Here is a 24,514-nt window from a genome sequence, read left to right as displayed (position 1 = left end):
ACAGAGATTAGAGAATTATTAAAACCCTTAGTTTCAGCTTTTGTGTAGCAAATTGAAAAAAATATTCCTACCGTTTGATTTATTCTTGAAACGCAAATACAATCTAATTTAGGATGAATATGAAGGCGTAAAGAAATCAATCATTAATCTTACTATTGTTCTTTAATGAAAGCATTGCTCTGATGTGTCAGGTAAAATAGAACACCCAAAAACACTATAGCTGTTTCTCCTTCATGCATTTTTTAAAGATATCTCTCAATGCACGCCATTCCATTTCACAATGGTACCTGTAGAACATATAAAAAATCCTTGTGAAGTACATAAAATCCTTTTTTTACCACCATTTTAATGTTTATACAGATGACAAACCGACACCGTCATTTTACTTGCCATGTTCTAATATTGAAACAACCCTTGACACTTGAGATGATTCATTAGAAGTATCTTTAATAATTTTTATCCACATACTAACCCGCTTGTGACAAGCAAACATATATTTTTAATTAACTCAATACAAAAATAAAATGAATTATTTATATAAATCAATTTTTTATCTTTATAATCACATTATTTTTCAGTTTAAATGACAGCCACAAACAAGTACAATAACATTTTTTCAATCTTAGACTTTCAAAGTTATAATTCCAAAAATCATTTCTTGCATATAAAAAACAGAATTGACATGTGAGAAAATAAAAGGCTTAAATATCTCTACTGAACAGCTTCAAGTGCCAAGAGCTGTCTCACAACATTTGGGGGTGTAATGATGCTCGTCTTCCTCCTTCATAAACATAAAGATGGGGATGTGCACAATAGCTTTATCGGTTACACTATTCACAGTCACCGTCGCAAATTGGACTTAGGATTTTTAAGAGAGGTCTCTTTAAAACAAGCACGTGAATATATAACAGCAATCGTGTTTTTTTGGACGTTCTATTTTACCTGACACATCAGAAAAATGCTTTCATTAGAAAATGAGAAAAATAAAGGTGTGAGATAATCTCCATTATTTAAAAGATATTGCTTTAGATAGCGTAAAACTGAATTTAAAAATGATTGTAGAAATGGGAACAGATTTTCAGCTTTAAAATTTCATCTTCTTCCCAAATTAGATTGTCTTCTTGTTTTAAAGAATTACAAAAACAGAGATTCACAATATCCCTGCCCCGATATTCTTAGCTTATACGTTACATAAATAAGATGCTTCTACCTAATGAGTCTTGTACTATTCTGTTTGCAAATATCATTGTGAGATGAATTTAAGAGACAATAAAAATATCTTGTTCATTACATTACATAAACATGTGTAAGTGGAAACGATAATTTATCTTAAAAGAGATAGCTCTTAGACAAAAGCCAAAACTTTTATATTTCAGCCATGTTTCATAAAGAATCGAATGATATGAATCTATAATTTTCTGGAATATGACTGCCTTATACAACCATCAATAAAATCTATTTTATATGTCTATCATAGCATGTTTCTATTTTTTACGATTGGAATTATTAAAAAACAGGATATTATTGAATTTCGTCCTTGAGGGCGCGGCTTAGTAATGTGTTTGCCGCTTCAGTTATATTTTTACCACAATAGAGAATTTGATAAATTTGTTCTACAATGGGCATTTCTACCCCAATACGCTGCGCCAACGTATATACTTCCTTGGTATTTAAGTATCCTTCCACAACCTGACCAATTTGTTTTTCTGCTTCTTTTATATCTATTCCTTTACCAAGAAGTATTCCAAAACGGCGATTACGCGACTGATTATCAGTACATGTCAAAACCAGATCACCTAAGCCTGTCATTCCCATAAATGTGGAAAGCTCAGCACCCATAGCCTCCCCTAAACGACTGATTTCAGCTAGTCCTCGTGTGATAAGAGCTATTCGTGCATTTGCCCCAAAACCTATGCCATCTGATATTCCTGCACCAATAGCAATAACATTTTTGACTGCCCCCCCTAATTGAACACCAATCATATCTGAACTTTTATAAACTCTAAAACTTTTGTCACAATGAAAAAGTTGCTGCAATTCTTTACCAAACTCAACATCAGAAGCTGCTATCGTCATTGCAGTAGGCCAACCAATAGCTAGTTCTTGAGCAAAAGTTGGTCCAGAAAAAACAGCTAAAGGAATTTTTTCACCTAAAATCTCACGAGCAACCTCTTGTAAGAAACGTCCAGTACCATGTTCTAAACCTTTTGTAGCCCAAATAACGCGTGAATGCTGATCTAAATAAGGCTGAATATTATACAAAACTTGATGAAATACATGGCTTGGAACAGCGATTAATATATTGTGACTTGCCGTTATTGCAGTTTCAAGGGAAGCTTCAAGTAATAAATTTTCAGGAAATCGAACATCGGGTAAATATACTTGATTACAACGTTGTTCCTGTAATTCTTTGATATGTTGAGGACTATATCCCCAAAGTAAAACATTATGACCATTACGGGCAAGAGCTATCGCTAATGCAGTACCAAAAGAACCAGCACCTATAACTGTCATTGCAACGGTTTTCATTAAATTTTCTGATTATTCTCTAAATTTTTGATTTCAATTGCATATTATTATTACAAATAATTTTAATGCTATACTAAATACCCCACGGACTTTCTCTTTTAAATTAAAAGTATATTCAAAATAATGATACTCATTCCACTGATATCTTGTACTTATCTCCTGCTTTATATCCTACAAATTTCTTCTACGAAGCTGATACATGCCGCATCAGCTCCGTAGATATTTCTAACAACTACTCCACAGGAAACTGCGTATTTGGACCTTGCTCCATGGGCATTTCTGAACCAGGTGCTTGATCTACAGGAGTTTGCGTACTTAGACCCTGCCCCATAGGCATTTCTGAACCAGGTGCTTGATCTACAGGAGTTTGTGTACCTAGACCCTGCCCCATAGGCATTTCTGAAACAGGTGCTTGATCTACAGGAGTTTGCGTACCTAGACCCTGCCCCATGGGCATTTCTGAACCAGGTGCTTGATCTACAGGAGTTTGCGTACTTAGACCCTGCCCCATAGGCATTTCTGAACCAGGTGCTTGATCTACAGGAGTTTGCGTACTTAGACCCTGCCCCATAGGCATTTCTGAACCAGGTGCTTGATCTACAGGAGTTTGCGTACTTAGACCCTGCCCCATAGGCATTTCTGAACCAGGTGCTTGATCTACAGGAGTTTGCGTACTTAGACCCTGCCCCATAGGCATTTCTGAACCAGGTGCTTGATCTACAGGAGTTTGCGTACTTAGACCCTGCCCCATAGGCATTTCTGAACCAGGTGCTTGATCTACAGGAGTTTGCGTACTTGCACCTTGCTCCATCGAAACCTCTGAGCCCTGTATCTTTTCTGGCTGTTTTCTTACGGATATATCTTTGTTTGATAACTGCTCAGACACTGAAGAATCATCTCTACTTGATATTTCCGGTTCAATAACACGTCCTGAACCACCCATCATATTATAATTCAAATGAGAAATAGCCCACCAAGTTCCCCCAATAATAACAAAAACGCAAATAGCAGCAAACCACAACGCGCTTAAATTCCACTTGGCGTCTGGACCAGAATTCAAGTGCAAAAAGAAAACAATTTGTACTATAATCTGAATAATCGCCATCCCAATAAGATACGCAACCTTTGTACTAACTGCCCAACTTTCCATCATTCCATACATCACAGGAATAAAAGAACCCAAAGTGAAAAATACAGCCAGAATAAAACCAACCAAATAGGAACCAGTACTGGGACCATGTGTTTCATTTTGCACGCTCATCACAACGCTCCTAATAGATAAACCATGGTGAAAACACCAATCCATACAATATCAAGTAAATGCCAAAAAATGGAAAGACATGCTAAACGTGTTTTATTGTTCTGATCCAAGCCATTACGACGAAGATGAAAAAACATCACAACCATCCAAAGAAGGCCAACACTTACGTGAAGTCCATGGGTGCCAACCAAAGCAAAAAATGCTGACCAATAAGCAGAGAGAATTTCCCGTCCAAAAAGCTGTAAACCTGTTGCAGGATCAATACCCGCATAAGCATTTGGATCAAAATAAAAAACCTCACTCAAAAGTTCATGAAATTCGTAAAGTTCCATACCAATGAAGCAACACCCCAATCCAAAGGTAATAGCCATCCATAAACGCACACCACTGATGTTATTTTTATGTGCTTGTACCATTGCAAAGCCATAAGTGACGGACGAAAACAACAAGAAAGCAGTCTCAACCAAAACAAACTTTAAATCTATAAACTCACTGCCCGCTTTACCACCACCATAAGAAGCAGAAAATACAGCAAAACTTGAAAACAGTGTCGAAAACAGGATTAAGTCTGAAAGAATATAGACCCAAAAACCAAACGTCATTACCGAGCTACTATCGTGGTGAAGTTCATCTATAGTACTCGCGTTATTCATTGTTACAGCACTCATACTGTCACTCCTTGTTCTTTAAGAACAGCCGTAAAGGCATCTTCAGTTTTTTGCACTTCTTCAGCTGGAATATAGTAACCATGATGATCACCTGTTAATGAATGACACACAAGCGTTGCAATAAAACCAACCAGTCCAACCGCAACAAGCCACCAAATATGCCAAACAAGCGCAAAACCAACAACTAATGAGAAGAAGCCAGCAATAATTCCAGCCGATGTATTCGATGGCATATGAATTTTTGTAAATCCACTTGTCGGCCGTTGATAACCACTTTTCTTCATATTCCAATAAGCATCATCAGACTGTATCTTTGGAAGGAGGGCAAAATTATAAGAAGGAGGCGGTGAAGAGGTAAACCATTCAAGTGTACGTGCATCACCCCAAGAATCATTTAATGTTACCGGTAAGTGCCCTTTATGCTTAATACCGTACCAAATCGCCAAAACAACCTGTAGCACAAAACAAAGGATACCAAGTAAGATAATACAAGCACCCAATGCAGCAATAATAAACATCGGCTGCCAACTAGGTTCCATGTAATGCTGCAGACGACGCGTCGCCCCCATTAAACCAAGCGCATAAACCGGGAAAAAGGCAAGGTAAAAACCAATAAACCAACACCAAAAAGATGTAATACCTAGTATGCGATTTGGTTTATAACCAAAAACTTTTGGAAACCAAAATGCAATCCCCGCTAAGTACGCAAAAACCACACCTCCAATAATTGTATGATGGAAATGTGCTATCAAAAAGAGCGAATTATGAAACTGCCAATCAGCAGGAACAATAGATAATAAAACACCTGTTAATCCACCACCAACAAATGTAAAGATCATACCCATGCACCAAAGCATAGGAGGCTCAAAGCGAATCCGACCTCTATACATCGTAAGCAGCCAATTAAAAACTTTTACACCGGTTGGAACTGCAATAATCATCGTAGCAATACTAAAGAAGGTATTTACAGCTTCACCCCCACCCATTGTGAAGAAATGATGGCCCCAAACAAGAAGCGAAAGAATCAAAATAACCAACATGGCCCATATCATTGAAGTATAACCAAAGAGGCGTTTTGAAGAAAAAGTTGATACAACTTCAGAAACAATTCCAAAAGCAGGAACAACCAAAACATAAACCTCAGGATGACCAAAAACCCAAACATAGTTAATCCATACCATCGGATTTCCGCCACCAACATTGGTAAAGAAATTCATGTTCAAATAACGATCACATGCCAAGAGTGCAAATGCTACAGCCAAAACAGGATAAATGACTACAATAAGAACATTGCTGACAAAAGCACTCCAACAAAAAATAGGCATTCTCATCATTGTCATTCCAGGAGCACGCATTTTAATCATCGTTGCAATAAAATTCACTGATCCCATTGTTGTTGCAATACCAGAAAGCTGAAGTGACCATAAATAATAATCTACCCCTGTATCTGGACTCGTTTGCAATTCTGTAAAAGGTGGATACATCAACCAACCACCACGACCAAAATTCCCAACACCTAGGGATATGTTAATCAATATCGCCCCTGCAGCCGTAATCCAAAAACCTAGATTATTTGCAAAGGGAAAAGCAACATCACGCGCACCAATTTGAAGTGGTATAAGATAATTAAAAAGACCAAATAAAATAGGCGTGGCCATGAAAAAAATCATGATCGTACCATGCGCCGAAAAAATTTGATCAAAATGCTCAGGGGGCAAATAACCTGCTGTTTCACTCCCAAGAGCTAAAGCTTGATGCGTTCGCATCATAAGTGCGTCCGCAAAACCGCGAACAAGCATAATAATTCCAAGAACGATGTACATAATACCTATGCGTTTATGGTCAACCGTTGTAATCCAATTTCGCCATAGAATCCCCCACCACCCAAGTACTGTTAGAGCAATAACAGCAATTAAACCAACCAAAACAATCGCAATACATGTATACAAAACGATCGGTTCATGTGCAAGCGCATGAAAAGCACCTGCCGTAGGATCTGTAAGTCTTCCAAACATTTCTCAACCCATTTCAAATGAAATTCAAGTTTAAAAGAAACCTTTGTTAAAAGGGCTCTTTACTTTATTGACTCTGTTAAATAACATCAGGATCAAATACTGAACATAGTGCACCCCATAGCGTCTGAGCAGCAGCACGTTTCATTAAATCTTCATTACATACCGTCTTTTCATCGACACATCGATTAACAACACGATAGTAAAGCCGCTTCTCAACAGGTGCAAAATAACGAACTTCAGCATCTTTTTCCTTCGCAGCAATATCACCCATACGAGGCGCAATAGAAAGTTGACGATAAGATGAACGATCAAGTACTCGACCATTAGCCCGAGCTTTTACAATCCAATCCTCAAAATCCTGCAAAGACACAGAATGCCACTTAAACCGCATACCCGAAAAACCATCACCACTATAATTTGCTGAGGCTCCTTTGAATACTCCTTGCTCTTCAGCGACCAAATGCAACTTAGCATTCATCTGCGGCATAGCGTAAAGAACTGTACCCAATTTGGGAACCCAAAAAGCATTGACAGAATTCTCTGACGTCAATTGCAATAAAACTTGACGTCCTTCAGGCGCATAAATCTCATTAATCGATGCAACACCGTATTCAGGATAAATAAAAAGCCATTTCCAATCAAGAGCAACAGCATCAATCTGTAATGGCTTTCCTTCACCTACAACTTCCACTGGAAGAGGATTTGTAGGTTCAAGCTTATAGGTATAATAAGCTGTTAATGAACCTAAAACCATTACAATTACAACTGGAATACCCCACATCAATGCTTCAATTTTATTTGAATGTGCCCAATCAGGAGAATAGTCCGCTTTCATATTCGATGCACGATATTTTATAGCTAAAAATACCACACTCACCATAACTGGGATAACAATACAAAGCATCACCACCACACAAACAACGATCAAAATGAGCTGTTGACGTGCAACATAACCTGATGGCTGCATAACATCAATTTTACAACCAGACAAAAGCAGTGCTCCCCCTAAAATCACAAGCATTTCTAATTGTCTAACAAAGCTTTTCATCTCTATTTACCCCCGTCATACGCACTAAAAACTGTCATAAATATATACCTCACATTGTACAGATTTGAAAATAATTATCAAGAGAATTAAATGCCTATATTACTCTTATTAAATGCTTACTCTTTACCTATCACAATTTAATTGTTTTGCTTAATTGTTTTGCAATATACTCAAGTGCAAACCGATATCCATCACCTCCACACCCAGTTATAATAGCGTCTACACCTGCAGATGTATAAGAATGGTGACGAAAAGCTTCACGCTGATAAATATGAGATAAATGAACTTCTACTTTCGGCCCTGAAAACATTTTTAGGGCATCAAGAAGTGCAACAGATGTATGACTGTAAGCCGCTGGGTTAATGATCAATCCAGAACTTGCCTCTATTGCTTCTTGTATCCATGCCACTAATTGCCCTTCATAGTTACTTTGATAAAAATTTATTATAATATCATTTTTTTTTGCCCATTCTCTGCATCTTTTTTCAATATCTTCTAGAGTTTCAGTTCCATAAATTTCTGGCTCACGTTGACCTAGAAAATTTAAATTAGGACCATTTAAAATCGTTATTATCTCTGACATAGCAAGCCTTTTCTTTCAGACCTATCACTTATTAAAAAAATATTTAGCATGTTTTTACGGCAATAAAGCTCCATCCTTAATCTCAAAGAATTCTGCGCGTCCTTTTAAGTCATCAAATAAAAGACGATCTGTTCCTGTCATAAATGTTTGTACAGCTAAATCATCAAGAATATCAAATAGAGCAGCACGTCGATGCGAATCAAGATGGGCAACCATTTCATCAAGAAGAAGAATGGGAGATCTTTCCGACATCATACCTGTTAGACGTGCATGACACAAAACTAAACCTGTTAGCAGCGCTTTTTGTTCACCTGTTGAACAAGATGTTGCTGCTCTATTTTTATCAGCATAAAAAACCTGCAAATCTGCACGATGTGGTCCTTCTAACGTCCGACCAGCAGCACGATCCATTGCGCGATTATGCCGCAATCGATCACAAAATTGTTCTTCAACTTCAGTTGCTGATATTTCACTAAGAGCTGTTTCTAAAAAACCATCAATTTGCAAAAAAGCTCGTGGAAAAGGTATCTGTGAGGGCATTTGTGTAAACATGTCATTTAAAAGACGAATAACATCAACACGCGCCGCAGAAATAGCTGTCGCCAATTCTGCCATTTGCTTTTCTAAAGCATCAAACCAAGCACAATCTTCATTTCCATCTAAAAACAAACGATTACGTGCGCGCATAGCTCTATCATAATCGGCTATGCGGCGCCTATGCAAGGGATCAATCGCCAAAACCATACGGTCCAAAAAACTACGGCGCTCAAGTGAAGGACCTGTAAAAAGACCATCCATAGACGGTGTTAGGACACTAATATGACAATAATCTGTTAGGCAATCACTCGACTCATTCATACCATTAATATGGACCTTTCGACTGTTATCGCTAATCTCAAAAGCTGTACCAATCTTTACTTCACCATAAAGAGCGCATTCAAGACGCGCAAATACAACAAATCCTCCACCACCACCATCTACAAAACTAACGTCAGAATAAACAGCACGCCGCAAACCACGACCAGGAGAAAGAAAAGATAACGCCTCTAAAAGATTCGTCTTACCAGCACCATTATGGCCAGTAAAAACCACATGCTGACCAGAAAAATGAATATTGAAAAAAGAATAATTGCGATAACGTAAAAGCTTCAGCTGCCTCACTGCCACTTTGTGCACATGACTGGCCATGCATTGCAAAACAACTGCCCCTAAACGCGAATAGGCATCAGTACATAGAGCACATCCGCATCATCATTATCACGAATCAGAGCTGGTGCTCCAGCCTCAGCCAACATAAAAACCATCTCATCACTTGAAAGCTGCCCAGCAATATCCAAAAGATAACGTGAATTAAATCCTATCTCAAGCGGTTCAGATGCATAAGTTACTGATAATTGATCTTCTGCACTGCCCGAATCTGGGCTATTAACAACAAGCCTTAACTGTCCATGCTCAATCGTTAATTTAACTGCACGCCCCCGATCACTTGAAATCGTTGAAACACGATCAACTGCAGAAGAAAAGTCCTGCCTATTAACAATTAATTCTTTATCATTTCCAAGAGGGATAACACGTTGATAATCTGGAAATGTTCCATCAATTAATTTTGATGTAAAAATCACAGAGCCTATAGAAAAACGAATTTTTGTCTCCGAAAGCTCTATACATACATCGCTATCATTTTCTTCTGAAAGAAGTTTTTGCAATTCTCCTACAGCTTTACGGGGAACAATAACACCAGGCATTCCCTCAACTCCCGAAGGAGCTTCCATCTCAACTTGTGCCAAACGATGACCATCAGTTGCAACCAAACGCAATTTCAAAACACCATCATTAATAATATGGAAATAAATACCATTAAGATAATAACGGGTTTCTTCAGTAGAAATGGCAAATTGTGTACAATCAAGTAAATGTTTTAAGCCTGATGCCGATAAAGAAAAACGATAACCAAATTGCCCAGGAAGCGACTCTGGAAAGTCTGCCTTCGGAAGACATTGAAGCTGAAAATGTGCACAACCCGAAACAACGGACATTGTACCTGCTTGATTCTCATCGAGGGATAATACAACTTCATTGCTATCAGGAAGTTTTCGAATGATATCATAGAGCAAATGTGCCGGAACAGTTGTTGCTCCAGCTTGTTTAACATTAACTGCAAAAGATTCCATAACCTCTAAATCAAGGTCTGTTGCTTTTAACTGTACACGGCCATTTTCTGCATCAATCAACACATTCGATAAAATAGGAACAGTATTACGGCGCTCTACCACACGGTGAACCCGACCAAGAGACTTGAGAAATTGACTGCGATCAACTGTAATCCGCATAAAAGCCCCGTATGATTTACTAAAAACTATAAGAATTCTTTAGACTTAAAGAATAGACCCTCTTTAAGAATCGCCTGCTAGAGTTTATTAAACCTCTCTTAAAATGGCAAGTCACTCCTGCATAAGAAAAAATAAATCTTTTCATTAAATTCTTTAAAGTCTCTCCAAAGAAAGAAACGATAAACACTATACAGCCTGTTCTCCAATCAACCGCTTAAGCAACTCAAGTTCCTTAGCCAAGGTCTGATCACCACAAACCAAATCTTCAATTTTACGCACAGCGTGTAAAACTGTTGTATGATCACGCCCACCAAAACGGCGCCCAATTTCTGGTAATGAGCGAGGAGTTAATACTTTTGCTAAATACATTGCAACTTGCCGTGGCTTCACAACCGTACGTGTTCGACGATTAGATAACAAGTCCTGTTTAGAAACATTATAATGGCGTGCTACCGTACGCTGAATTTCTTCAATCCGAATACGCTTAGGTTCACCAGGACGTGTCAAATGACCTAATAACTCATCAATCCGCTCTAAAGATAAATCAGACTCAAAAGATTGACGAAACAAGAGCTGATTAAACGCACCTTCAATATCACGCCCCGACCCTAAAACCGTTTTCGCAATATATTCCAAGATATCATCAGAAATTGATACCATGCCATCATCTTGTTGTGCCACCTTCAACCGCTGGCGCAACATTTGCAAACGCATTTCATAATCTGGTGCTTCAATTTCAAGAGCTACCCCTCCCTGAAGACGAGAGCGAACGCGAAGATCAAGCGATTCTAATTCTGCTGGTGGACGATCTGCAGCGACAACAACCTGTTTTGCACTATCAAGCAACATATTAAGCAAATGGCAAAACTCGTGTTGTATCGACTTACCCTGCAAAAACTGCATATCATCAATAATCAAAAGGTCGATATCACGAAGCTGTTCTTTAAAAGAAAGAGCATCATTATCACGAATAGCTGTTGCAAAACGCCACATAAAATATTCAGCAGTTAAATAAATAACGCGCGCAGACGTTAAACGCTTCAATGCAGAAGCAGCAATCGCTTGAAGCAAATGTGTTTTTCCTAAGCCAACAGATGCGTGAATAAAAAGAGGATTAAAACGTAAGGCACTTTTATGCCCCTCTGCAATGGAACGCGCAGCTGCTAAAGCAACACGATTAGAAGCCCCCTCAACAAAACTTTCAAAAGTATAGCGAGAATCAAGTGGAGATCCAAAAACTCCCGTTTGAGAATTCTTAACTGAATGCTCTGCGCAACTTTCAACAAAAGATGAAGTCGCCTGCTCCTCTAGCACAACAGGAGGAACACTTCTTTTACAAACGACATCTCTTGAAACGCGTTCCATACCACGAACAATAACTTCAACACGAAGAATTGCTGAATTCTCTTGTTTCCATAAATGAGTCAAAAGAGAACCATAGTGATTATTAATCCATGAACGCAAAAAAGCAGTAGGAACAGAAAGCTTTACAAGAGTATGACTATATTCAGCAAGCTTCACACGTCCAAACCAACTGGTATAAGCCTCAACACCAACCTGCACCTTTAATTGCGCCATAACACGTATAAAAGCCGCCGCACTTTCCTCCTCTGAAACAATAGAATGCCCTATAGAAGCATTTCTACAAACGTTCTCATCACTTTCCGTCATCCTATTCTTTATTATGTTCTCTGCCGACAGGATATTTACCGAAACCCTTTTAAAGGAACTAGCTTTAGAGTTCAATTTATCCACCATCTTCCATCCTGATAAAAATAAAATTTTGTCCTGCCAAACAACTAAAATAAATCTAGCGAAGGCAAAACGCCCTACCCCAAATAAGATTACTCACCCTCCCCTAGGATAGCCTCATCACAACCCTACTAACAAAGATGACCAATAAGATTTACTTGCACTCATGATATGACCCACCCTTCTAAAATGGTAAACATATCCATTAAGAAAACTAAAAAACCGTCAGAAAACCTCTCCAACACAAAAGTTTCGAAAAGCCTAAATCAAAACATCTTGTATTCAACAAAATACAGAATAATGCGCTGATGTGACCCCTTCATGCTTCTTAGTCTTCATAAGAACCATACAAAACAGCAGAGGTAAAATGCAAGAGGTCAAAATAAAATCAAAAAACCCGAAAAAAATGCTTATATTAATGAGGACTGAAAAAAATATTGATTCAATTCATTTTTTTTCTCTAAATTTACCAATAATTAAAGAATCTCTTCAGATTTAAAAAAAAAAATAAAATGCTTGACAAAAAAGACTCTGTACAAATCCACAAAGCTTGTGGATAACCATACCTCCCCCTATAAACTTTCTCTCCTTTTTCAAGTGGAGAATCATTATCGATTCTTATTTTCAATAGAAACTTTTTGAAATAATAAACAAAAAGCCAGCATCCTTATGGATACTGGCTTTGTTCTCAATTAAAGGAGAAAAAGCTTAAACGCTGAGAGCCTTCAAACGTTTAGCTAAACGCGATACTTTCCTCGCAGCAGCATTTTTATGAAAAACCCCTTTAGAAACTGCACGCATAATTTCAGGCTCAAAATTCTTAAATGCAATCTCTGCAGATGCCTTATCGCCACCCGCTAAAGCATCATCAAACTTACGTATAAAAGTACGAACGCGTGAACGGCGGGCCTTATTAACCTGTGCGCGCGCCGCAACCTTGCGCACCGCTTTTCGAGCAGAAGGTGTATTCGCCATAAATATAATCTCTCTTTCAACACCTTGGTAAAATGAGTCTCAATAACAACTCTACCAATATAAATAAATCCAACCCAAGCAAAACTATAAAGCTGCCTATAACCGTGTGGGTTATAGCGCAATCCTAAAGCTAACGTCAATTAGATTTTCAAAGATAGCCATAAAAAAACGAAGCCAAACTCTTTGATCCGCAACTTTATAGCTTAATAATAGATATTCCTTAACAAACAAAAGAATTTAAACGGCTAACTTACGCAAGACATATTGCAAAATTCCACCATGATGCAAATAATCTAGCTCATCTTCAGTATCAACACGGCATAATAATGGAACGGTTTTTACCGTACCATCAGAAAAAGTAATTTTCGCTACAGTCTTTTGACGAGGTTTCAAGTTATGAATCCCTTCAATTGTCACCTTTTCATCTCCCTTTAAGCCTAAAGATTTCCAACTTAGCCCCTCCTCAAAAACAAAAGGGACAATGCCCATACCAACAAGATTAGAGCGATGAATCCTTTCAAAAGACTGCACAATCACTGCTTTGACACCAAGAAGATTGGTCCCCTTGGCAGCCCAATCGCGGGATGATCCATTACCATATTCAATACCTGCAAAAACAACGAGTGGAATACCTTCTTGTTTATACGCCATTGCTGCATCGTAAATGGTTTGTTCTACCGCTGACGGATAATGAACCGTATAACCTCCTTCTAGACCATTTTCCCCTAACATGAAATTACGAATGCGAATATTGGCAAAGGTCCCACGCACCATAACTTCATGATTCCCACGACGCGTTCCATACTGATTAAAATCAGCCACTTTAACACCATGATCCATTAAATATTTTCCGGCAGGAGAAGCTGCTTTAATAGAACCAGCAGGAGAAATATGATCCGTCGTGATTTTATCACCAAATAAACCTAAAATCCGTGCATCTTTAATATCTGGTAAGATATCAGGTGTTTTCTGCATATCATCGAAATAAGGTGGATTGCGTACATAGGTGGATTGCTCATCCCAAGAATAGGTAGAACCCGTAGGAATCTGAACTTTTTGCCAATTTTCATCTCCCTTAAAAACATCTGCATACTTTTCGGCAAAAACCTTCCGCGTGACATTTTTTTCGATAAACTCCTGTATTTCTTGAGAAGTTGGCCAAATATCTCTCAAATAAATGGGGTGGCCATTTGAATCTTCACCTAGAGGCTCCTTGGTTAAATCTTTACACACCGTCCCGATGAGCGCATGTGCAACAACTAATGGTGGTGAAGCTAAATAATTCGCTTGCACATCAGGGGAAACACGCCCTTCAAAATTACGATTTCCTGAAAGAACCGCAGATGCAATTATACCATTGTCATTAATCGTTTTGGAAATAGCTGGATGCAAAGGACCAGAATTCCCAATACATGTTGTGCACCCAAATCCTACTAAGTTAAATCCTAATGCATCTAAATCTTTTTGCAGACCCGAATTTTGAAGGTAAGCTTCAACGACTTGTGAACCAGGTGCAAGAGAAGTTTTTACCCATGGTTTACTCTTAAGACCCTTTGCCACAGCATTTCGTGCCAAAAGACCCGCTGCAATAAGAACACTTGGATTCGATGTATTCGTACACGACGTAATCGCAGCGATCACCACATCACCGTGACCAAGCGTATATTCTTCACCCTCAACCTGATAACGCTTATCTTGTCCAGAAGTCTTCTTATAGTCTTCGACCAATGCCTTCTCAAAACCCTGCCCAACATTTTCCAATGCAATACGTCCTTCAGGACGTTTAGGACCAGCCATAGAAGGGACAACGGTTCCCATATCTAATTCAATTGTATCACTAAAAATGGGATGAGCCACCATTTCATCATGCCACATCCCTTGTGCTTTGGTGTAAGCCTCCACTAAGGCAATCCGACTTTCATCACGCCCTGTCATATTGAGATAACGCACTGTCTCCTTATCAATTGGGAAAAAACCACACGTTGCTCCATATTCAGGTGCCATATTTCCAATCGTTGCCCGATCAGCAAGCGTCATATGCTCCAAACCAGGACCAAAAAACTCAACAAATTTACCGACAACACCCTTCCGACGTAGCATTTGGGTCACCGTTAATACGAGATCGGTGGCTGTTACACCTTCCTTAAGTTTACCTGTTAGACGAAAACCAATCACTTCAGGTAACAACATAGAAACAGGTTGGCCTAACATTGCTGCTTCTGCTTCAATACCACCAACACCCCAACCTAAAACCCCTAAACCATTTACCATAGTCGTATGCGAATCAGTTCCCACACAGGTGTCAGGATAAATCGTCTCACAGCCCTCTTCATTCTTCATCCATACACATTGTGCTAAATATTCTAAGTTAACCTGATGACAAATCCCTGTTCCTGGAGGAACAACGCGAAAATTTTGAAAGGCTTGTTGCCCCCATTTAAGGAAACGATAGCGTTCACCATTGCGTTCATATTCATGCTCAACGTTTTCCTTAAAAGCCATGGAATTGCCAAAAGCATCAACAATAACTGAGTGATCAATGATGAGATCAACGGGAATGAGAGGATTAATTTTTTCAGCGTTACCGCCAAGTTTAACCATAGCATCACGCATTGCAGAAAGATCAACAACTGCTGGAACACCTGTAAAATCCTGCATAAGAACACGTGCAGGACGGTAAGCAATTTCTGCCCCAGCGCTCCCTTTGTCGTTTAACCACTTAGCAACATTGAAGATATCCTCTTTTTTAACTGTGCGACCATCTTCGAATCGCAATAAATTTTCGAGAATAACTTTCATCGAAAACGGTAAACGAGAAACACCTTCAAGTCCGTTCTTCTCCGCTTCAATCAAGCTATAATAAGTATATTCTTTGCCACCAACATTTAATACTCTACGACAATTAAAGCTATCAATTTGAGTCATGACTGTCCACCCTCATACTATAACCACCCAATTTCCAGGAATGAACAACACAAACTACGAGTCAAGGTCGCAGCTTGAGCGCAGACGCAATTACCTCCGCCATCCATTTCCCCCTCCACCCTCTAGGCATAATGCGGAAATCAGCGCCAAAAACCATTTTACACCAGATATTGATGTAAGGTATCCCTTATAGAACTATTTCTAGAACTATTCTAGGTACAATTGCATAAAAAATGTGTTTTTTATTCTATAATGCAATAAAGAATATGAAAATAAAAACAAAATAGGCAATCACATGGTGTTATCAGGCAAAGATTTAGCCGCTTACAGAAACGAGGAAATTCTGTTTCAAGGTCTTTCTTTTTGTTTATTTTCACAGCAACTTATGACAATCACCGGTCCTAATGGTATCGGAAAGTCTACATTACTCCGAATCATTGTCGGTCTTCTTGAGGCTGCTGAAGGTCATATAATACTTAAAGACCATGATCAAATATACCCTGTTGCAACTGCTTGTCATTATCTTGGTCCTCAAAATGCTATGAAACCTCTCTTATCTGTCATTGATAATTTGCAATTTTGGGCAGATTTTTACGGTCAACATTTACGTTTTGCGCATGAAGCTCTTGCCGATATTGGTCTTTCTAACCTTGAACATTTACCCTTTAACGCTCTGTCAACTGGACAACAAAGACGCGTAGCTATTGCTCGCCTTTTGCTCTCCTATCGTCCTCTTTGGATTTTAGATGAACCAATATCTGGGCTTGATAACCATGCTCAAAAACTCCTCGCTCGTATTTTCCAGCGTCATCTCAATCAAGGTGGTATGATTATCGCTGCAACTCATAATTCCATAGGCATTCCAGAAAACCATAAAATCGCTCTGGAAAAATTTTTACCTCTCTAGGAGAGAATAAAATGAAAGCACTGTTCTGGCGTGATCTTAAACTATTATTAGCGCTACAAGCCACTTCACTAACAGGATTATTGTTTTTTATCGCTGTTGTTGTCATAACCCCCTTTGCCATTGGACCAGATCCCAAAACTCTTGCACAAATAGGACCAGGTATATTGTGGTTTGGAGCCCTTCTTGCAGGACTCCTCAATCTGAACAAACTTTTCCAAATCGATCGCGATGATGGTAATCTCGACCAATTTATCCTTTCAGGAAAAAGACAAAGTTTTACACTAATTGTCTTTACAAAATGTCTTGCCCATTGGGTAGGAACAATGCTTCCTCTTATTTTTGCCACACCTATTTTAGCCCTCATGCTCCATTTAGATGTAGTAATAACTTTTACAACAATACTTACCCTTTTATGCGGAACACCAGCTATTATTTTTATTGGTGCTATAGGCGCTGCACTCGCAACCTCATTGTTGCACAGTACTTTGCTTATTTTTATCATTATCTTGCCGTGGATCATTCCAATTATGATTTTTGGTGTTTCCGCTGCTACAGCCCCAATAAACCCAAATACCTCTTTTCTCACTTCTCTAGCTCTTCTCAGCGCTTTTTCACTTCTTTTGAGTCTCTTTAGCTCTTTTGTTGCTGCGATAACGCTTAAACTTTTATCAGAATAATAAAAGATGATTGCCGCATAGCAAAACTCTGCCTATTATGAATTTTATGAATAAACTATCTCGTACATATAAAATCAGGTTACTCCCTGCAAGTTTCACCCTTTTCATGAAAATAAGCAGAGTCGTCTTACCTTGGTTGGCCGGCATAACATTGTGTTTCCTTATCTTAGGGCTTATTCTAGTGATGCATTCCCCTGATGACTATCAACAAGGCATTACTGTTAAGATTATGTACCTTCATGTACCCTTTGCGTGGTTGTCTACATTCTGCTATGTAACGATGAGTGCAGCGGCTTTAGGAAATCTGATTTGGAAATATCATCTTGCTGATGTAGCACTTAAATGTGGAGCGCCTATTGGGGCAATTTTTACCGCCTTGGCTCTCATGACAGGAGCGCTTTGGGGGCGACCTACATGGGGAACATGGTGGGTCTGGGATGCACGATTAACATCAGTTTTAATTCTGCTTTTTATCTATCTCTCCATTATCCTGCTTGGGCGTGCTTTTGACAACCAAGTAAAAGCCGCTCGTGCTACTGCAATTCTTACACTTGTTGGATTTGTTAATATCCCTGTTATTAAATTTTCCGTTAATTGGTGGAATACATTGCATCAACCAGCATCATTGTTACGTGCTGGAGGATCAACAATCGACAATGCTATGTTATGGCCCCTTATAACAATGCTCTTTTGTTTCATCTTTATGTTTATTGCTCTTTATTTGATGGCTATGCGAAATGAAATCAATCGTCATTATATCCGAATACTTCAGATTAAAAAATCCCGTCGTGCACAACAACAGGACGCTTCATCATGCTCGACCTAAATGGCATCCACGGCGGACTTTTAGGAAATCTATCTCAGAAAATTGATTTTTTCCTGAGCACCCTTAAACACGAGCAAATTGTTGTTTTAAGCTATGTGCTTTCTGCAATATCCCTCTTATGTCTTATTGGATATATTCTTTGCAAAGCCCTCTACCAAAAAAAAATTCTCCAACAGCTAAACAAAAAAGAGCTGTCACAAAAAGAAAAGTATAATGAAAAACATCCCTCCAAAACTTAAAAAAAATATATCTTTGCCTGTTCTGCTTGTTTTTTTTGGACCATTTGTGCTTTTTCTTCTTCTCATGATGTTTTTTTTCAACTTTATGGATAAAAAACACCTTCAAGATTCTTCTCTTCTCCCAAACGCATTAGCTGAAAAACCTGCTCCCAATATTTATCTTCCTCTTCTTGATAAAGACAGTTATCTCAATTCAAAACAGTTTAAAGGACGTGTCACATTGGTCAATTTTTGGGGTTCTTGGTGTTTGCCCTGTCGCGAAGAGCATCCTATTCTTATGCAAATTGCACAAGATAAACGTTTTGATCTGATTGGTATTAATTACAAAGACAATAAAACAAACGCCCTGCGCTTTTTAAACAGTTTTGGTAATCCTTTTAAATTTATTGGCTTTGATGTTTCAGGATATACAGCCATTGATTGGGGAATATATGGACCTCCAGAAACCTTTCTCTTGAATAAAGAGAGCATCATTATTGCCAAACATGTTGGTCCCTTAACATGGCAAATTTATCAAAAAAAAATTCTACCAAAAATTGAACAAGCGATTATGACAGAAGAAAAATAATGCAGGTTTGTAAAAACATAACGTTTTATCATGCTATGTATGCTATTTTATTTATACGGACCATCATTCTTCTTAGAAAAATTTTACAAGAGCATTACCATTGTTGATTCAAAAACATGTGTAAAGAAATATCTGTTTGGGAGCTTTATTTTTGATTATTTGGACAAAACAATATTGCTATAGAACCATCGTTAGCTTAGTGACAGCAACCAACTATTGTTTTCAAAATCATATAGTATTTTTTCTCCGCTTTTTTATCTGAAATACACATTGTTATGAGGGGACTTCACCACTATTCTCATCTTTATAAAATAATAAATCTGCTCTTTTGCAGCGTCATTGTTATATTTATTCCCATTACACTTATCTGTTCGTAATAGACTCCATAAAGTCTATATTGAATCTATACATTCTTATTCTCTCGATAATTTCCCTTATGATTATAACTAATAAGCTTTATTGAGTCTTAATAAGATAAATTCGAGTAAGAAAATATGACTACAATCAAAAAGTCTCATTTAACAGAGAAGATAAGTTATGAGTACATAATCAATTTATCAATGAAAATTATAAAAGAATTCATTGTAAGAAATAAACTTTTGAGATGTAAAAAGTACAAAAGAAGCTTTTTCGAGAAGAGAAAATATATTTTACAGAGAACTCTTTTTTAAGCACTCTATGACGTAATTACCGATCTCAACAGAACGATCACTCGTATACACTAAAAAAACTCTAAGACAAGAAATATTCTAGAAGTTCATATGAGCTTATGCGTAAACTTTTATGACGCAAATAAAATAGGCTTTTGTTGCAATCATCATTTTTTATGAAAAATATTTGATTATGTTTTTTCTTCTAAAAATTCTTGCGGTGTAAAACAATATGTTTTTGAGCAAAATTCACATGTGACTGAAATATATTTATTTTTAACCATTTTATTGCGTTCATCAATAGAAAAGCCTTCTAGGATTCCTTTAATTTTTTCGTGTGAACAAGAACATTGATCGACAAGAGAAAAAGGGTTAAAAACTCTAATACCTTGTTCATGAAAAAGACGGAACAAGAGCTGTTTACTACCGACTTGGGGATCTGTTAATTCTGAACTTTCAATCGTTGCCATGAGTATTTTAGCTTCCTGCCATTGGTTATCCAATTGGGTATGAGTTTTCGTTTCTTCTCGCTTTTGATGAGGGGCATCTATTTTATGATGAGACGATTCTTGGGGTAAAAGTTGGATCAAAATACCTCCAGCTCGCCAGCTTTTCTGCTGTTTTCCTTGTTGGTCACGATTAATTAATATAGCAACAGCCAGACGGATATCGGTAGGAATTTGTTCTGATTGATCAAAATAAATACGAGAAGCTTCTTGTAAATTTGATCCATCTAATGCAACTATCCCTTGATAGGGTTGCATATGGGGACCTTGATCAATTGTGAAAGCTAAAGTGCCTTTTCCTAAAAGTGTTTCTGAAGAGGTTTGACCATTGTCTATGGCTTGTTTAAGCTGTTCTTTATCAAAACGAGCGTATCCACGTAAACTTGAAGGAGGCAAAAAATCGCACACCAACATATTAACTGGTCCATCGGAATGAGTTTGTAAAATAAATTTTCCCGTAAGTTTTAGAGAAGTTCCAAACAGAACCGTTAAAAGTAAAGCTTCTGCTAGAAGATAAGAAACCGGTTCAGGGTATTGATGTCTTGTGAGAATAGAATTTAAAGTTTCCCCAAGTTGTACGGCACGTCCACGGATATCAAGTTCTTCAACTTGAAAGGGAATAACACTATCATCTTCATGCAAGAAGTTGTTGTTGAGAGAGGCTTCATCTTTAGCTTGTTCACTCATAGCTTTGCCTTTTTTATATAATTTGTTGTAGGGAGGCTATTGTGGAGAGAAAAACGCATCTTGTAAACACCAAGAAAGAATTGCTTTTTGAGCATGAAGACGATTTTCAGCCTCATCGAAAACAACGGAGTGCGGTCCATCAATCACAGAATCAACCACTTCTTCACCACGATGAGCAGGAAGACAATGCATAAAAAGAGCATCAGATTTTGCTAATTTCATGAGAGATTCATTGACTTGATAAGGCTGAAAAATAGAATGACTGCGAGCACGAAATTCTTGTCCCATGGAGACCCATGTATCGGTCATAATACAATCAGCATCTTGAGCCGCTTTTTGGGGATCATGGGTTAGCATAAGATGTGCTCCCCGCTCACGTGCCCAATGTACAAATTGTTCCTGTGGTTCACTGCCCTTTGGTGTGGCAATACGCAAATGAAAACCAAAAAGAGCTGCAGCTTCAATTAAGGAATGAAGCACATTATTACCATCCCCCATCCACGCAAATATTTTGCTAGCAATTGGCCCCCGATGCTCCTCATAGGTTAAGATATCTGCTAGAATTTGGCAAGGATGTGTATCATCTGTAAGGGCATTAATGACAGGAATTTGTGCATATTGTGCCAATTCGAGCATACGTTGGTGTTTCGTTGTTCGCAATATCACGATATCCACAAAACGGGATAAAACGCGCGCCGTATCAGCTATGGTTTCACTATGACCAAGTTGCATCTCTGAACCCGTGAGCATGATTGTATCTCCGCCAAGCTGGCGCATACTGATATCGAATGAAATACGGGTTCGTGTGGATGGTTTTTCAAAAATCATCGCAAGTGTTTTACCTATAAAAGGTTTTGAACCTTTTCCTGCTTTAAAAGATGCTTTAAGGATCTTTGCATAATCGATCAGTGCACGTGCTATTGCTGGCGTTAAAATGGATAAGTCCGTGAAATGACGAAGAGCATTTGTCATGTGTGTGATATTTGTCTTTCTTTGTTTACTTGTGAAAGATACGCTATTGCTTTTTCAATACGATGTAAACTTTCATCTATTTCTTCTTCCCTAATGATAAGAGGAGGCAATAAGCGCACAACGTTGTTGTTGGCTGCAACGCTTAAGAGATATTCATTTTCCAAAGCATTAACGACAAGATTTGAAGGTACAATACACTGAATACCCAACATAAGCCCCATCCCCTGAACTGCGCAGATAATATCAGGATAGATATTGAGAATGTGCAAAAGTCCACTTTTTAGTTTATCCCCCATACGCTGAACATGGTTAAGAAAACTTGGCTCTAACAAAACATCAAGAACACTATTTCCTACAGCCATTCCAAGAAGATTTCCTCCAAAGGTTGAGCCATGTGTCCCAAGTGTCATGCTTTTTGCAACTTTATCCGTTGCAAGGCAAGCACCTAATGGAAATCCCCCTCCTAATCCTTTTGCGAGGGTAAGAATATCAGGCGTGATATCACTCCATTCATAAGCAAAAAGCTTTCCTGTTCGTCCTATACCCGTTTGGACTTCATCTAAAATCAATAACAGACCATTATCATCGCATATTTTGCGCAAAAATCTTAAATATTCATGAGGGACCGTTCGTATTCCTCCTTCTCCTTGAATAGGTTCAATAAGAATAGCGGCGGTATTTTTATTAATAGCGTTACGCAAAGCGACTTCATCACAAAAAGGTACTTGAATAAATCCACCAGCTTTAGGTCCAAAGCCTTCAAGATATTTTTCATGCCCAGTCGCAGCAAGTGCAGCAAGTGTACGTCCATGAAATGCCCCTTCAAAAGTAATTATTTCAATGCGTTCTGAATGACCAGCAGCATAGTAATAATGGCGTGCCGTTTTGAATGCGCACTCCAATGCTTCAGTACCTGAATTGCAGAAAAAAACCTTATCCGCAAAACTATTTGCACAAAGCCGCGTGGCAAAAGATGCCTGTTCAGGAGATTGAAAAATATTAGAAATATGCCAAAGTTTTTCAGCTTGTATTTTGAGCGTATCAACCAATTTTGGATATGAATACCCTAATGCGTTAACAGCAATACCAGATGTGAAATCAAGATAATGTTCTCCTTTATCGGAAATAAGCCATACACCATGCCCTTGTTCAAAATGCAAATTTCGTCTTGCGAAGCATTCATAAAGTGGTTGTATAGAGACGGCATCCATCATAATTCCCTTTATATTTTAGTCTTTTCAATATATATATATACAAAGCAACACTACAAATAAAACAGCATGGTATATTTCGTTACGGTGCTTTCAACATTTCATTACGATTAGTGATTACACCTATAGAATAGATCATTACACCAATTGAAAAAAAGTCAATGAAGGTTCTACAAATAAGCATTTTGGGAAAAAGCCTTAAACAAAAGTGAAAGTTTAACCTATGATTGATTTGCAAGTTGGGGAAAACATTCTAAATAAACTCTTTAAGAGGTAAAGACTCTTGTCATAGAGTGAGTGCATATTGTAATTTACAATATAATAAGCAAGATGATGTGTTTTGATTTGTAAATCCACAGGTTGGATGATTTTTTTATGCTCACGTAGAGTGTAAAGTTCTTTCATTCAGCGTAATGAAAACATTATTTAAACATTTGAAGATGCAACGGGGGAGAGCATCTTAGTGACGTAATCGGAATGGAGTGCTGGTATGGGTTGGACATGTGAACGCGTTGAGCTTCTTAAAAAGCTTTGGAGTGAAGGGTTAAGTGCAAGTCAAATTGCTGCTCAATTGGGTGGGGTCAGCAGAAATGCAGTCATCGGCAAAGTACATCGATTAAAGTTACCAGGACGTGGTAAGACAGCACAAGGAAGCACCACGCGTGCGCAAAAAACTCCCGTGGGAAGTAGCAGCCCATCATCTCCACGTGTGCGTCGCAACACATCCACGGTATCGCCAATAAACACATCATCTGTAAGTATTGAAGAAACCGCTTTAAAGACAGAATTTGTAGTGGAAGATGTAAAAGAAGTTGATATGTCCACAAAATCCAATGTAGTTGTGCCTATATCACGTCAACTTAATCTTCTACAATTGAGTGAAAATACATGTAGATGGCCGGTTGGCGATCCATTATCAGCAGATTTTCATTTTTGTGGTGCAGATTCTGATGAAAATAGCCCCTATTGTGCCTTTCATGCTAAGCTAGCATTTCAACCAATATCTGAAAGACGTCGGATAAGAGTGTAATATCCTCAATTGAATCTCGTATTCTACGCCTTCTGCGCTTCGCTATTAAATTTTAATTATCGAATTATTATGAGAAAGAAATTTAATGGAGCTTTTAATGAATGAAAAAATTTCTTCATGAAACTATTCAACGAAACTGTATCTTTTGGTGCTAT

At 38.2% G+C, this 24,514-nt stretch carries 20 protein-coding genes; 6 read left to right on the top strand and 14 right to left on the bottom strand.

Annotated features, from left to right (window positions below; translation table 11 throughout):
• Positions 1-1,521: 1,521 nt before the first annotated feature.
• The 11 genes from gpsA to acnA form a co-directional block, all read right to left on the bottom strand.
• Entirely contained in the window at positions 1,522-2,529 is a 1,008-nt protein-coding gene (gene gpsA, locus ACFIMI_RS01070) for an NAD(P)H-dependent glycerol-3-phosphate dehydrogenase (RefSeq protein ID WP_375612834.1), read from the bottom strand.
• Positions 2,530-2,761: 232 nt separating this feature from the next.
• Entirely contained in the window at positions 2,762-3,790 is a 1,029-nt protein-coding gene (cyoD, locus tag ACFIMI_RS01065; RefSeq protein ID WP_375692179.1) for a cytochrome o ubiquinol oxidase subunit IV, read from the bottom strand.
• Positions 3,790-4,458 carry a cytochrome (ubi)quinol oxidase subunit III gene (locus ACFIMI_RS01060; protein WP_375628427.1) on the bottom strand — a complete coding sequence of 223 codons (669 nt, stop codon included), beginning with the start codon at positions 4,456-4,458 and terminating at the stop codon, positions 3,790-3,792. The genes cyoD and ACFIMI_RS01060 overlap by 1 nt, the downstream gene beginning before the upstream one ends.
• Positions 4,455-6,473, bottom strand: a complete 2,019-nt coding sequence (cyoB, locus tag ACFIMI_RS01055; RefSeq protein WP_375611433.1) for a cytochrome o ubiquinol oxidase subunit I — start codon at positions 6,471-6,473, stop codon at positions 4,455-4,457. Before cyoB ends, ACFIMI_RS01060 begins: the two co-directional genes overlap by 4 nt.
• A 76-nt stretch (positions 6,474-6,549) precedes the next feature.
• Positions 6,550-7,521, bottom strand: coding sequence for a ubiquinol oxidase subunit II (cyoA, locus tag ACFIMI_RS01050; protein ID WP_375611432.1), 972 nt, complete (start codon positions 7,519-7,521; stop codon positions 6,550-6,552).
• Between the two features lie 130 nt (positions 7,522-7,651).
• The gene (gene aroQ, locus ACFIMI_RS01045; RefSeq protein ID WP_375611431.1) at positions 7,652-8,104 is read right to left on the bottom strand and encodes a type II 3-dehydroquinate dehydratase; all 453 of its coding nucleotides are present in this window, start codon (positions 8,102-8,104) and stop codon (positions 7,652-7,654) included.
• 54 nt (positions 8,105-8,158) lie between these two features.
• Positions 8,159-9,292, bottom strand: coding sequence for a DNA replication/repair protein RecF (gene recF / locus ACFIMI_RS01040; protein WP_375692178.1), 1,134 nt, complete (start codon positions 9,290-9,292; stop codon positions 8,159-8,161).
• Between the two features lie 20 nt (positions 9,293-9,312).
• Complete coding sequence (gene dnaN, locus ACFIMI_RS01035) at positions 9,313-10,434, bottom strand: DNA polymerase III subunit beta (RefSeq protein WP_375606188.1); 1,122 nt, start codon at positions 10,432-10,434, stop codon at positions 9,313-9,315.
• A gap of 186 nt (positions 10,435-10,620) precedes the next feature.
• Entirely contained in the window at positions 10,621-12,192 is a 1,572-nt protein-coding gene (gene dnaA, locus ACFIMI_RS01030) for a chromosomal replication initiator protein DnaA (RefSeq protein ID WP_375611430.1), read from the bottom strand.
• A 702-nt stretch (positions 12,193-12,894) separates the two neighbouring features.
• Positions 12,895-13,161, bottom strand: a complete 267-nt coding sequence (gene rpsT, locus ACFIMI_RS01025; RefSeq protein WP_375612830.1) for a 30S ribosomal protein S20 — start codon at positions 13,159-13,161, stop codon at positions 12,895-12,897.
• A gap of 237 nt (positions 13,162-13,398) precedes the next feature.
• Positions 13,399-16,086 (bottom strand): aconitate hydratase AcnA, encoded by a 2,688-nt coding sequence (gene acnA / locus ACFIMI_RS01020; protein ID WP_375692177.1) that lies wholly within the window; start codon positions 16,084-16,086, stop codon positions 13,399-13,401.
• A gap of 295 nt (positions 16,087-16,381) precedes the next feature.
• On the opposite strand from acnA, the gene ccmA reads away from it, so the two are divergent.
• The 5 genes from ccmA to ACFIMI_RS00995 are packed head-to-tail and all read left to right on the top strand — an operon-like array spanning position 16,382 to position 19,303.
• Positions 16,382-16,993 (top strand): heme ABC exporter ATP-binding protein CcmA, encoded by a 612-nt coding sequence (gene ccmA, locus ACFIMI_RS01015; protein WP_375611428.1) that lies wholly within the window; start codon positions 16,382-16,384, stop codon positions 16,991-16,993.
• An 11-nt stretch (positions 16,994-17,004) separates the two neighbouring features.
• Positions 17,005-17,670 carry a heme exporter protein CcmB gene (ccmB, locus tag ACFIMI_RS01010; protein ID WP_375611427.1) on the top strand — a complete coding sequence of 222 codons (666 nt, stop codon included), beginning with the start codon at positions 17,005-17,007 and terminating at the stop codon, positions 17,668-17,670.
• 46 nt (positions 17,671-17,716) lie between these two features.
• Positions 17,717-18,496 (top strand): heme ABC transporter permease, encoded by a 780-nt coding sequence (locus ACFIMI_RS01005; RefSeq protein ID WP_375611426.1) that lies wholly within the window; start codon positions 17,717-17,719, stop codon positions 18,494-18,496.
• Complete coding sequence (locus tag ACFIMI_RS01000; RefSeq protein ID WP_375612828.1) at positions 18,484-18,735, top strand: hypothetical protein; 252 nt, start codon at positions 18,484-18,486, stop codon at positions 18,733-18,735. Before ACFIMI_RS01005 ends, ACFIMI_RS01000 begins: the two co-directional genes overlap by 13 nt.
• Positions 18,710-19,303: a DsbE family thiol:disulfide interchange protein gene (locus tag ACFIMI_RS00995; RefSeq protein ID WP_375612827.1), complete on the top strand. Its 594-nt coding sequence runs from the start codon at positions 18,710-18,712 to the stop codon at positions 19,301-19,303. Before ACFIMI_RS01000 ends, ACFIMI_RS00995 begins: the two co-directional genes overlap by 26 nt.
• Before the next feature lie 841 nt (positions 19,304-20,144).
• Here ACFIMI_RS00995 and ACFIMI_RS00990 read toward each other — a convergent pair.
• From ACFIMI_RS00990 to ACFIMI_RS00980, 3 genes are read right to left on the bottom strand one after another with little or no spacing between them, the layout of a single operon-like run.
• On the bottom strand, positions 20,145-21,146 hold the full coding sequence (locus ACFIMI_RS00990; protein WP_375685947.1) for an Hsp33 family molecular chaperone: 1,002 nt from the start codon (positions 21,144-21,146) through the stop codon (positions 20,145-20,147).
• A gap of 36 nt (positions 21,147-21,182) precedes the next feature.
• Positions 21,183-22,118, bottom strand: a complete 936-nt coding sequence (gene argF / locus ACFIMI_RS00985; protein ID WP_375611422.1) for an ornithine carbamoyltransferase — start codon at positions 22,116-22,118, stop codon at positions 21,183-21,185.
• The gene (locus ACFIMI_RS00980) at positions 22,115-23,329 is read right to left on the bottom strand and encodes an aspartate aminotransferase family protein (RefSeq protein WP_375612885.1); all 1,215 of its coding nucleotides are present in this window, start codon (positions 23,327-23,329) and stop codon (positions 22,115-22,117) included. Before ACFIMI_RS00980 ends, argF begins: the two co-directional genes overlap by 4 nt.
• A gap of 490 nt (positions 23,330-23,819) precedes the next feature.
• Between ACFIMI_RS00980 and ACFIMI_RS00975 the strand changes: the two genes are divergently transcribed.
• Positions 23,820-24,359: a GcrA family cell cycle regulator gene (locus tag ACFIMI_RS00975; RefSeq protein ID WP_375612825.1), complete on the top strand. Its 540-nt coding sequence runs from the start codon at positions 23,820-23,822 to the stop codon at positions 24,357-24,359.
• Positions 24,360-24,514: the final 155 nt, after the last annotated feature.

This window comes from Bartonella sp. AP4SXKL (genome assembly GCF_042195845.1).
Classification (GTDB): domain Bacteria; phylum Pseudomonadota; class Alphaproteobacteria; order Rhizobiales; family Rhizobiaceae; genus Bartonella.
This window is presented reverse-complemented; position numbering and strand designations above follow the sequence as displayed.